12 protein-coding genes and 2 pseudogenes are annotated in these 10,109 nt (G+C 74.1%); 5 read left to right on the top strand and 9 right to left on the bottom strand.

What is annotated here, in order from left to right:
- Nucleotides 1-277: pseudogene (locus AC529_RS13365) on the top strand (ABC transporter ATP-binding protein); the annotation flags it as partial.
- On the opposite strand, the gene AC529_RS13360 reads toward AC529_RS13365, so the two are convergent.
- From AC529_RS13360 to AC529_RS21345, 3 genes and pseudogenes are all read right to left on the bottom strand, one after another.
- The gene (locus AC529_RS13360; RefSeq protein WP_068757169.1) at nt 238-1,143 is read right to left on the bottom strand and encodes a serine/threonine-protein kinase; all 906 of its coding nucleotides are present in this window, start codon (nt 1,141-1,143) and stop codon (nt 238-240) included. The pseudogene AC529_RS13365 and the gene AC529_RS13360 overlap by 40 nt on opposite strands.
- A gap of 118 nt (nt 1,144-1,261) precedes the next feature.
- The gene (locus AC529_RS13355; protein ID WP_068757167.1) at nt 1,262-2,077 is read right to left on the bottom strand and encodes an NAD-dependent epimerase/dehydratase family protein; all 816 of its coding nucleotides are present in this window, start codon (nt 2,075-2,077) and stop codon (nt 1,262-1,264) included.
- Nucleotides 2,074-2,528, bottom strand: a pseudogene (locus AC529_RS21345) (MFS transporter); the annotation flags it as partial. The pseudogene AC529_RS21345 and the gene AC529_RS13355, both read right to left, overlap by 4 nt.
- Nucleotides 2,529-2,913: 385 nt before the next feature.
- On the opposite strand from AC529_RS21345, the gene AC529_RS13345 reads away from it, so the two are divergent.
- Both AC529_RS13345 and AC529_RS13340 read left to right on the top strand, forming a co-directional pair.
- On the top strand, nt 2,914-3,711 hold the full coding sequence (locus AC529_RS13345; protein ID WP_068757163.1) for a MerR family transcriptional regulator: 798 nt from the start codon (nt 2,914-2,916) through the stop codon (nt 3,709-3,711).
- Nucleotides 3,712-3,713: 2 nt separating this feature from the next.
- Nucleotides 3,714-4,331: a GyrI-like domain-containing protein gene (locus AC529_RS13340; RefSeq protein WP_068757161.1), complete on the top strand. Its 618-nt coding sequence runs from the start codon at nt 3,714-3,716 to the stop codon at nt 4,329-4,331.
- Between the two features lie 28 nt (nt 4,332-4,359).
- On the opposite strand, the gene AC529_RS13335 is transcribed toward AC529_RS13340, so the two are convergent.
- Nucleotides 4,360-5,022, bottom strand: a complete 663-nt coding sequence (locus AC529_RS13335) for a PaaI family thioesterase (protein ID WP_068757159.1) — start codon at nt 5,020-5,022, stop codon at nt 4,360-4,362.
- 118 nt (nt 5,023-5,140) lie between these two features.
- Nucleotides 5,141-5,593: a GNAT family N-acetyltransferase gene (locus AC529_RS13330; RefSeq protein WP_068757157.1), complete on the bottom strand. Its 453-nt coding sequence runs from the start codon at nt 5,591-5,593 to the stop codon at nt 5,141-5,143.
- Between the two features lie 61 nt (nt 5,594-5,654).
- Between AC529_RS13330 and AC529_RS13325 the strand changes: the two genes are divergently transcribed.
- On the top strand, nt 5,655-6,377 hold the full coding sequence (locus AC529_RS13325; protein WP_068757155.1) for an AzlC family ABC transporter permease: 723 nt from the start codon (nt 5,655-5,657) through the stop codon (nt 6,375-6,377).
- A complete protein-coding gene (locus tag AC529_RS13320; protein WP_068757153.1) occupies nt 6,374-6,688 on the top strand; it encodes an AzlD domain-containing protein in 315 nt (104 codons plus the stop codon). Before AC529_RS13325 ends, AC529_RS13320 begins: the two co-directional genes overlap by 4 nt.
- An 18-nt stretch (nt 6,689-6,706) precedes the next feature.
- On the opposite strand, the gene AC529_RS13315 is transcribed toward AC529_RS13320, so the two are convergent.
- The 4 genes from AC529_RS13315 to AC529_RS13300 all read right to left on the bottom strand — a co-directional run bounded on the left by AC529_RS13315 (nt 6,707) and on the right by AC529_RS13300 (nt 10,099).
- Complete coding sequence (locus AC529_RS13315) at nt 6,707-6,919, bottom strand: hypothetical protein (protein ID WP_068757151.1); 213 nt, start codon at nt 6,917-6,919, stop codon at nt 6,707-6,709.
- Between the two features lie 236 nt (nt 6,920-7,155).
- On the bottom strand, nt 7,156-9,312 hold the full coding sequence (locus tag AC529_RS13310; RefSeq protein WP_068757149.1) for an NB-ARC domain-containing protein: 2,157 nt from the start codon (nt 9,310-9,312) through the stop codon (nt 7,156-7,158).
- Nucleotides 9,309-9,881: a DUF6879 family protein gene (locus AC529_RS13305; protein ID WP_068757147.1), complete on the bottom strand. Its 573-nt coding sequence runs from the start codon at nt 9,879-9,881 to the stop codon at nt 9,309-9,311. Before AC529_RS13305 ends, AC529_RS13310 begins: the two co-directional genes overlap by 4 nt.
- A complete protein-coding gene (locus tag AC529_RS13300; RefSeq protein WP_068757145.1) occupies nt 9,878-10,099 on the bottom strand; it encodes a hypothetical protein in 222 nt (73 codons plus the stop codon). Before AC529_RS13300 ends, AC529_RS13305 begins: the two co-directional genes overlap by 4 nt.
- Nucleotides 10,100-10,109 lie beyond the last annotated feature (10 nt).

Raw genomic sequence — 10,109 nt, 5'->3', positions numbered from 1 at the left:
CCGCGCCCTGGCAGCAGGCCCCCGCCTGCTGCTGCTGGACGAGGCCACCTCGCAACTGGACGCGGCCAACGAGACGGCGCTGCGCGAGGTGGTCGCCGACGTCGCGCGGACCACCACGGTCATGGTCATCGCGCACCGGCTGTCCACGGTGGTCGACGCCGACCGGATCGTGGTCGTCGAGGGCGGCCGGGTCCGGGCGGTGGGCCGCCACGCCGACCTGATGCTCAGCGACGACCTCTACCGGGAGCTGATCGAGGCCCAGTTGCTGGACGCCTGAGCCGAGCGGCGCCCCAGGAGCCCGCCGATCGCCGCGGCCAGGTGCGCCGACGTGGGCCGGCGGCCGGGGTCGGTGTGCAGCGCGGCCTCCACCCAGGGCAGCAGGACGGAGGGGGTGCCGCGCAGGTCGGCCTCGCCGTTGAGGACCCGCTCGGCGGTCTGCCGCAGGGTGCCCGCGCCGAAGGGGCGCCGCCCGGTCGCGGCGTAGGCGACCAGTCCGCCCCAGGCGAAGACGTCGGCGGCGGGGCCGGGGACCCGTTCGTGGAACTGCTCGGGGCTGATCCAACCGGGGGAGCCCAGGATCTCCCCGGAGCCGCGGGTGTCCTCGTCGGTGCTGCGGGCGATGCCGAAGTCGATGATCCTGGGGCGGTCCTCGGCCAGCAGGACGTTGCCGGGCTTGAGGTCGCGGTGGACGATGCCGCTGCGGTGCACGGCCGCGACCGCCTCGGCCAGGCCGGCGGCGAACTCCAGCAGCTCCACCCCGCTCATCGGGCCGTCGCGGTCGACGTGGTCGCCGACCGTCGGCCCCGCCACGTAGCGCATGGCCAGCCACGGGCGCGGCGCGTGGACGTCGGCGTCGAGCAGCGGCGCGGTGTACTCCTCGGCGACCCTGCCGAGCAGCTCGACCTCCCGGGCGAAGCGCCTGCGGAAGGCGGGGTCGGCGGCGACCGCCGGACGCAGGACCTTGACCGCCACCCACCGTTCCTCGGGGTCGAGCGCGGCGTAGACCGCCGCGGCCCCTCCCGTGCCGATCCGTTCGACGATCCGATGCCCTCCGACCTGCGCCGGGTCCTCCAGTTCGTCTGCGCCGTCCTCGTCCCCCACCAGGGTGTAGGGAACCGTGACCAGGTCACCGGAAACCGCCATGGAAAGTCCCCCCGGGTGCGAAGCCAGTCGGTCACTCACCTACGGGCCGCCACTTCCCCGACCGCCCGCCTTTCTCACACCCCGCTCCGAGGAATTCGGGAACGGTCCGGCTCCCGGTTCACTCCTCCCCGTGTTGCAGGCGATCGGCGTCGAGGTGGGGGCCGCAGAAGTTGCCGCCCACGGTGGGGCCCTCGGGGTCGAGGTCGTCCTCGGGGGCGGCCCCCTCCCAGTCGGGGGCGAACACCTCGGCGTCGTCGCGGGGCGTGTACCCCAGGGCGCGGGCCTCGTCCAGGGACCACCAGCGCCGGGTGTTGTCGGAGACGCCCCACACCACGCGGAACCCGGGAGAGGGCGCGCTCAGGCACGCCTCGACCAGGTTCGCGCAGTCGTCGGGGGACAGCCAGGTGGCCAGGCCGTGCCGGCCCAGCGGGTGCGGTCCGCAGTAGCCGATGCGCAGGCACACGACGTCCATGCCGTAGCGGTCGGCGTACAGGCTGCCCAGCGCCTCCAGGGTCACCTTGCTGACCCCGTAGTAGGTGTCGGGGCGGGGGAACAGGTAGTCGGGCGCGGTCCCGGCGGAGCGGGGGTGGAAGCCCACGGCGTGGTTGGAGCTGGCCAGCACCATGCGCCGCACCCCGGCGCGCCGGGCCGCCTCCAGCACGACGTAGCCGCCGTGGATGTTGGTGTGCAGGATCTCCTCCCAGGGCGCCTCGGTGCTGCGGGCGGCCAGGTGGACCACCGCGTCCACCCCGTCCATCGCCCTGGTCACGGCGTCGAGGTCGGTGACGTCGCCGGTGACGGTCTCCACGCCCGCTCCCGGTTCGAGGGGGCGCCGGTCGTACAGCCGCAGGACGCGGCCGGGGCGGGCCATGCGGGGGCACAGCAGGGTGCCGATCCGTCCGCCCGCGCCGGTGACGAGAATGCGTTCGGTCACGTGTCCTCCTTGTGAGCCCTACGCAGCAGCACGAACGCCGCACACCCGGGCACCGGGACGGTGGGGGCGGCGGCGACCGCGTTGAGGCCGCCGTACCCGAAGTGGGCCGGCAGGACGCCGGACAGGGCGCCGCCCGCGTTCATCAGCAGGTCGGACACGCCCCGGAGGGCGGGGCGCCGCTCGGGGGCAGCGACTCGGCCAGCAGCGCGGAGCCGGAGACCGGCCCCACGGACCAGCCCGCCCCCAGCAGGACCAGGCCGACGGTGACCGCGGGGGAGGCGGGAGCGGCCAGGCCGGACACGGCGCAGGCGGCGAGCAGGACGGCCCGGCCGCCCAGCAGCACGGGGATGCGGCCGAGGCGGTCGGCGAGCCGGCCCACCAGCGGGGACAGTGCATACATACCCGCGGTGTGCAGGCTGATGGCAGCGCCGACGGCGGCGAGCCCGTCCCCGCAGGGCCGCCGCCGCGGCCGGCGGGAGCGCGGACGCCGCCGCGCCCGGGGGGAACATGGTGGTGGCCGCTCCGGCCCAGGCGTCGGTGCCGGTGAGGTCCGCGGCGACGTGGCCGCCGACCGTCAGCGCCGCCCCACTCCCGATCCCGCCGACGGCCTGGGCGGCCACCAGCACGGCCAGGACCCGCCGCTGGATCCGGCGGACGGGTCGGCGGGGGCCGTCCCGTCCGCGCGTTCGCCGGTCTGCGTCATCCACCACCGCCCGGAGTTTCGTGGGGTCCTGCCCCGTCGTGTCGGCGGTCAGAGCCTAGTGCCCCCGCCCGGCGGGCGCGGCGGTGCGGGCCGCGCTGGACTCTCCCACGGGGGGAGGGACCAGGATGGGGCCATGTCCACCGACCTGCTGTCGATCGGCGCCTTCGCCCGGCTGTGCCGGTTGAGCGTCAAGCAGTTGCGCCACTACGACGAGCTCGGCCTGCTGCCGCCGAAACGGGTCGACGCCGCCACCGGCTACCGGTACTACGGCCGCGACCAGGTGCGCGACGCGATGGCCATCGCCCTGCTGCGCGGGTTCGACGTCCCGCTGTCGTCGATCGCCCGGATGCTCGGCGGCGACCGCGGCGTCCAGGACGCCGTGCTGCGCGCCGAGCAGCGCCGCCTGGAGGAGCGCATCGCCGCCCAGCGCCGGGCCTGGCAGGCGCTGGAGCGCCTGGTGGCCGAGGGCCTGCTGCACCAGGAGGTCGCGCTGTCCCGGGAGCCGGAGCGGCGCCTGCTGGTCTGCTCCGCCGAGTGCGCGCCGGAGGAGATCGGCGCCGCCATGGGCCGGTGCGTGGAGCAGGTGACGGCCGCCGCGGCGGGCCTGGAGTGGTCCCCGCCGCTGTGGGGGCGCTTCCCCGTCGACCTGCGGGAGCGGGTGGCCGTGGCGGTCGGGGTGGCGGCGCCGACCGCCGCGCCGGTCCCCGGCACCCGGGTGGAGCACCTGCCGGGCGGGCTCGCCGCGACGGCGCTGCACACCGGCCCCTACGAGCAGTTGTTCCTGACCTACCAGGCGGTGTTCGCCTGGGTCCACGAGCGCGCGCTGCGTCCCCGGGGCTCGGTCTACGAGGAGTACCTGGACGATCCGAGGACGACCGATCCGGCCGGGCTGCGGACGCGGATCGTCGTCCCCCTGCACGAGGAGGAGTGAGGATGGCCGCCGCGCCGAGGACCGACTTCAAGAAGCAGTACCGGAACCTGTACTCGGCCTCCGCCGAGCCCGAGGTGGTGGACGTGCCCGCCCTGCCGTTCCTCGCGGTCGACGGGGTCGGCGACCCGTCGGGGCCGGCCTACCGCCGGGCCGTCGAGGCGCTGTACGCGGCCTCCTACGCACTGCGGTTCGCGCTGAAGCGCGAGGCGGTGGTGGAGTACCCGGTCATGCCCCTGGAGGGGCTGTGGTGGGCGCCGGGCCGCCACGACCTGCCCATGGACGACCGGGACGCGTGGCACTGGACCATGATGATCATGCAGCCGCCGCAGGCGGACGCCGGACGCGTCGCCGACGCCCTGGCCGAGGCGTCCCGCAGGAGGCCGGACGCGGCCGTGGACCGGGTCGAGTTCCGGGAGGTGGCCGAGGGGCCCAGCGTCCAGCTCCTGCACACCGGCCCCTACGCCGAGGAGGGACCCGCGGTCCGGCGGCTGCTGTCCTTCGCCGAGGAGCACGGGTACCGGATCTCGGGCAGGCACCACGAGATCTACCTGTCGAACCCGGCGCGGACCGCTCCGGAGCGGCTGCGCACCATCCTGCGCTACCCGGTCAGCCGCGGCTGACCCCGGGGTCGGCGGGCCGGGCGCCCGGTCAGGCCGGAGGGGCCGCCAGTTGCACCATGATCGCGGTGCCCTCCGCGGTGACCTCGCCGTTGCAGCGGATCTCCCCGGAGACGAACACCTTGCGCCGCTCCACGCCGGTGATGCGGGAGGAGACGGCCAGCGGGGTGTTGAGGGGGGTGGGGCGGCGGTAGTCGACGGTGAGGTTGGCGGTCAGGCAGACGCGGCCGAAGACCGCGGTGGCCTCGCCGAGCACCTGGTCGAGCAGGGCGGCGACCCAGCCGCCGTGCACGCATCCGGGCGGCCCCTCGTAGAAGCTGTCGAGGGTGGTCTCGCCGTACAGGCCGTCCTCGGTGACGCGCAGGTTGCGCAGCGGCGCGACCGGGTTGGCCGGGCCGCTCACCGCGTTGGCGATGGTGTTGTAGTCGACCCGCCCGCCGTCCCAGGTCTGGCGCACCATGGTGCTGGCCGGGCGGCGGCGGGTGTTGAGCCGTTCGGTGAGTTCGCCGACCGCGCGGTTGACGGCGGCCAGTTCGGAGGGGTCCGCGTCGGTGTGCGCGACCGCGTCGATCAGTCGGCGCACCTGGTCGGCCAGGGCCGTCAGCTCGGCGGGGAGCTCCTGGCGGTCGACCACGGTGAACCCGTAGTCGGCCGGGTTGGGCAGGTCCGCGATCGGGTGTGCATCGACCGTCATGGCAGTGTCGTCAGCCCTTCAGTCACAGTCAGTCCGGCGCGGATCGCCGTGACCACACCAAATGTTACTCGCGAGTAGACTCGCGGGGCGCCGTGGAGCCACAAAACAGAACGTGATTCTAGTCAAGTGGGCCGCCGCCCCGGCGGGGCAGCTCCTTGCGCATGCTCTGGTGCGCGATGCCCGCCTCCTCGAACTCCGGCCCGTAGGCGGTGTAGCCCAGCCGCTCGTAGAAGCCGAGCGCGTGGACCTGGGCGTGCAGCTCCACCGCGGCCAGGCCGCGCTGCGCGGCGCGCTCCTCGATGGCGGCCACCAGCGCCGCGCCCACGCCCCTGCCCCGCTCCCGGCGCAGCACCGCCAGCCGTCCCAGCAGCCCCTCGTCACCCTGGACGACCAGCCGGCCGGTGCCCACCGGGACGCCGTTGCGCAGCGCCAGGAAGTGCTCGGCCGAGGCGTCGCGCTCGTCCCACTCCTCCTCGATCGGCACGTTCTGCTCGGCGACGAAGACCGCGCCCCGCAGGACGAAGACCGCCGCACGCTCCCGCTCGCCGCGGGCCACCACGATGTCCAGCACGCCACGACGATAGTCCGGGCTGGTTCCCGGCCGGGCAGGCGGGTGGGCTAGGTTCGCTGACGTGAACCGTCCAGTCCCGCTCTCCGCTCTCACCGCCCTGGCCCGCCGACCTCCCGTCCGCGACGGGTTCGGCGTGGGCCTCGCCGTCGGATTCTCCGGGCTCGCCTTCGGCACCACCGCGGTCGCCTCCGGCCTGTCGGTGCTCCAGGCGTGCGTGCTCAGCCTGCTGACGTTCACCGGGGCCTCCCAGTTCGCGCTGGTCGGCGTGGTCGCGGGCGGCGGCAACCTGGTCGCGGGGGCGGTGGGCGCGCTGCTGTTGGGCTTCCGCAACACCCTCTACGGGCTGCGGCTGAGCGAACTGCTCGACTGGCACGGCCCCCGGCGGGCGCTCGCCGCGCACGGGGTGATCGACGAGACCACGGCGGTGGCACTGGCCCAGCGGGGGCGTGCGGACGTCCGCGCCGGTTTCACCGCCACCTTCGCCACCCTGTTCACCCTGTGGAACGCCACCACGCTGGTCGGCGCGGTCGCCACCGAGAGCATCGGCGACCCCGACGTCTTCGGGCTGGACGCGGTCGGCCCGGCGACGTTCCTGGCCCTGCTGTGGCCGCGGCTGAAGGAGGGCGGCCGCACCCTGGTCGTGGCGCTGCTGGGCGCGGCGATCGCCCTGGCCGCCACCCCGCTGCTGCCGCCAGGCGCGCCGGTACTGCTCGCCTCGATCGCGGCCCTGGTCGCGCTGGGCGACGACGGGGAGCCGACCGCCTCGGAGAGGAGCGCACGATGACGCTGTGGGCCGCCGTCCTGGTCACCGGAGTCGGCTGCTACCTGCTCAAGTACGCGGGACTGTCCGCCCCGCGCGCCCTGCTGGAGCACCCGCTGGTGCGCCGCTTCGCGCTGGCGGTGCCGGTCGCGCTGCTGGCCGCGCTCATCGCGTTGCAGACCGTGGCCGACGGGAACCGGCTGGTCCTCGACCTGCCCCGGCTGGGCGGCATGGCCGCCGCGGTGGCGGCCCTGCTGCTGCGCGCCCCCTTCCTCCTGGTGCTCGTGGTGGCCGCGGCCACCACGGCGGTCCTGCGGGCGCTCGGTGCGGGCTGATCCGGCGCCCGGCGGCCCTCACCCGAGCTGCTTCTCCTGGTAGAGCTCGAAGGCCCGGAGCACCGCCTCCGGGGCGGCGTGCTCCTCGGTCTCGCCCTCCAGCAGACCGTCCAGGCTCTCCTCCACGTCGACGGAGGTCAGCAGGTCCCCCTCCACCGCCTCGCTGCTCTCGACGAAACGGACGGGCTGGTCGCCGCCGCCCTCACCGGTTCCCTCGTCTTTGTCACTCATCGTGAGTTCTACCGCTTTCCGTCTCGGCGATTCTCCCCAGAGAAACAAAAATTTTTCCGAGAGTAACAGCGCACCACCGGCGAGACAACACCCGAACGCGAATGGCGTCCCTTTTTCTGCCTTTTATCCCGCCAGATGTATGCGATGCGCAGAATGCATTTCCCCGGCGAGGACTCCGTCCCCCCGTCCGGTTCCGGGACCGGCCGCGGGGCTGCGGGAAGGCCGGGCGGCCGGGGTCAGCCGTGCGCGCCGAGACGTTCGGCGCGTTCCCGGAGCCGCTCCGCCTCCGGGTCCCCGTTCCGGCCGAGCAGCTCCGCCGCCGCGGCGAAGGCGGACCGGGCCCGGTCCGCCTCCCCCGACGCCTCGTGGATCTCCCCGATCCGGGTCAGCGCCATCGCCTCGCTGGCGTGGTCGGCGAAGCCGCGGAAGACCTCGGCGGCCGCCCGGTACTCGGCCAGGGCCTCGCCCCGCCGCCCGGCGGAGTCCAGCACGGACGCCAGCGAACAGCGTCCCCACGCAACACTCCAGGTGTCGCCGATCCCGTCGAGGGCCTCCAGGGCGGCACGGCAGTACTCCAGGGCCGTGCCGGTCCTGCCGCGGTCACGCGCGCACTCGGCGAGGCTGAGCAGCCCCATGCCCTCGCCCCTGCGCTCACCGACGCGGCGGAAGACCGCGACAGCCCTCTCGATCAGCGCGACAGCCTCCTCGGAGGGCTCCTCCTGCCAGTTGACGAGGCCGATCTGGCGCAGCGCGAACCCCTCGATCCACCCGTCCCCCTCCTCCGGAAGGGCGTCGAGCGCCGCCCGGTAGCGCTCCAGGGCCTCGCGGTTGCGGCCCAGCACCCACTCGGCGTCACCCAGTCCGAGGAGGTTGCGGGCCAGTCCGTGGCCGTCCCCCGCCCGCCGGGCCGACTCCACTCCCCTCAGGTGCGCCTCGCGCCAGTGCCGCCAGTGGCCGCGCAGTTCGAGCAGGGGATAACTCAGCACGGGAAGCCGCCAGGCCAGGTCGTGCTGGCCCCGCTCGGCCGCCAGTCCCAGGACGTCGAGCAGGTTGGCGTACTCCTCGTCGAACCAGGCGATGGCCTCCTCGGTGGAGTCGAAGACCGGCACTTCCGCCGGTTCGACGTCCTGCGGGACGGCCACCGCACGGAAGTGCGGATGGGTGACGGCGCGCGCGTTGTCGACGGCGCGCAGGTACCAGCCCGCCAGTCGGCGCAGCGCCGCGGTCTGCTCCTCCTCGCTCTCCTCCTGCCGGAGGCGTTCCGCCGCGTACAGGCGCAGCAGGTCGTGCAGCCGGTAGCGGCGGTCGCGCACGCGGTGGACCAGGTGGACCCCGACCAGGCGGTCCAGCACCCGTCTGGTGCGCGCCGCCGCCAGCCCGGCCAGCGCCGCGGCGGCGTGCACCCCGAACTCCGCTCCGGGGTGCACGCCCAGCAGGCGGAACACGCGAGCCGACTCGGCGTCCAACGCCCGGTAGGAAGTGCTGAAGACCGCGCGCACGTCGCTCAGCTCGTCGTCCTCGGCCCCCAGCGCGTCGAGCCGCTCGTCCTCCGCCGCGAGTTCGGCGGCGAACTCCGCCAGCGGGGTGTCGGGCCTGCTGATGATGCGTTCCGCCAGGATGCGCAGGGCCAGCGGCAGGTGGGCGCAGTGCGCCGCCAGCGCCCGTGCCGCCCCGGCCTCCGCGTCGACGCGCCGCTCCCCCACGGTCCTCCGGAGGAGGTCGACCGCCTCCTCCGTGGAGAGCACATCCAGAGTCACTCGCTCGGCTCCTTCCCTTGCCACGAGGCCGGACAGCGCCCTGCGGCTGGTCACCAGGACCAGACAGGTGGAGGAGGCGGGCAGCAGGGGGCGCACCTGGTCTGCGCTGACGGCGTCGTCGATGACGATCAGCATCCGTTTCCGGGCGAGCCTGGACCGGTACAGGGCGGCCTTGCCGTCCAGGTCGTCGGGGATGCGCTCGGGTGGCACGCCGAGGGAGCGCAGCAGCACGTCGAGCGCCTGGGCCGCGCCCATCGCCGGTCCCGGGCCGTGGCCGCGCAGGTTGACGTAGAGATCGCCGTCGACGTAGTGGGAGCGCACTCGGTGCGCCCAGTACACCGCCAAGGCGGTCTTGCCGACACCGGGAGCACCACCGATCGCGGAGATCACCACGGCGCCGCCGCTGTCGCGGTACGGTGCCTCCGTTCCCGCACGGAGCAGGCTGTCCAGGTAGGCAAGCTGCGCCTCGCGGTTGACAAAACCCGTCACCGCCATGGGGAGCTGGCGCGGCGCTGGCTCCTGGGAGGCTGCCGCACCGGTGACGTACACGTCGCCGTGGACCGCTGCGGCCTGCACGACCGCTCCGGAGTCGCCGTGCACCGTGTTGGCCGTGGCGGGGTGGCGGTCGCCAGTCACAGCGGGCGCATGGCCGAGTCGAAGCGGGCCGCGTACTCGCGGAACGGCACGGACAGGTGGAGCGCCCGGTCACGCCAGAGGTTGGCGAGCACGATCTGTTCGGGGTCCTCGACGAGCTCGGGGGTCAGCATCGAGCCGTCGGGGGCGTAGTTCATCCGCAGCAGCCGGGAGGAGTCGAACAGCCAGTAGTCGAAGCGCGGCAGCCCCTCGGGCCAGTCGCCCTCGGCGACCGGGAGGATGCGCACGTCCTCGCCCGCCGCGACGTTGGGGCGGTAGGCCCAGGCGCACTCGAAGCGGACGTAGTCGGTGAGCGGTTCGGTGACCACGTGGACCCTGCGGTAGGTGCGGCCCCGGCGGATCCCGTCGCGCAGCTCCTCGGCCCACTCCTCCTGGTCGGGGAAGAACCACGGCTCGCCCGCGAGGAACCTGCGGAACGGCTCCTTCTCGTAGTCGACGTCGTAGCGCTGGAGGGTCTCCAGCCGGAAGGCGGTGTAGCGGAAGCCGGTGAAGAGCTGGTCGAACTCCGCCTCGTCGACCGGCCGGGACCGTTCGGTTCCGGCAGAGGTCACGACTGTCGGCTCTCCCGGTAGCGCTCGACCGCCCGGAGCACCGTCTCGGGCGCGATGCGCACCGCGGTCTCCCCGGGCAGCAAATTCTCCAGTTCGCCCAGATCGGAGTCTGCCAACCGGGCACCCTGGACGACCAGTTCCCCGGTGTCGGCGAGGTAGACGGCTGGACATCCCCTGTTGCCCGATTTGTCGTCTTTGGCAAGCATGGTGAGCTTCATCGGTCCTCGT

The sequence above is a fragment of the Thermobifida cellulosilytica TB100 genome (assembly GCF_001517975.1).
Taxonomy (GTDB): domain Bacteria; phylum Actinomycetota; class Actinomycetes; order Streptosporangiales; family Streptosporangiaceae; genus Thermobifida; species Thermobifida cellulosilytica.
The sequence above is the reverse complement of the archived record's forward strand: the minus strand, read 5'-3'. Positions and strand labels throughout refer to the sequence as shown.

Coding starts and splice junctions, on each gene's coding strand:
- AC529_RS13360 (WP_068757169.1), bottom strand. CDS start 1,143: ATGGCGGTTTCCGGTGACCTGGTCACGGTTCCCTACACCCTGGTGGGG.
- AC529_RS13345 (WP_068757163.1), top strand. CDS start 2,914: ATGTCCACCGACCTGCTGTCGATCGGCGCCTTCGCCCGGCTGTGCCGG.
- AC529_RS13340 (WP_068757161.1), top strand. CDS start 3,714: ATGGCCGCCGCGCCGAGGACCGACTTCAAGAAGCAGTACCGGAACCTG.
- AC529_RS13335 (WP_068757159.1), bottom strand. CDS start 5,022: ATGACGGTCGATGCACACCCGATCGCGGACCTGCCCAACCCGGCCGAC.
- AC529_RS13320 (WP_068757153.1), top strand. CDS start 6,374: ATGACGCTGTGGGCCGCCGTCCTGGTCACCGGAGTCGGCTGCTACCTG.
- AC529_RS13315 (WP_068757151.1), bottom strand. CDS start 6,919: ATGAGTGACAAAGACGAGGGAACCGGTGAGGGCGGCGGCGACCAGCCC.
- AC529_RS13300 (WP_068757145.1), bottom strand. CDS start 10,099: ATGAAGCTCACCATGCTTGCCAAAGACGACAAATCGGGCAACAGGGGA.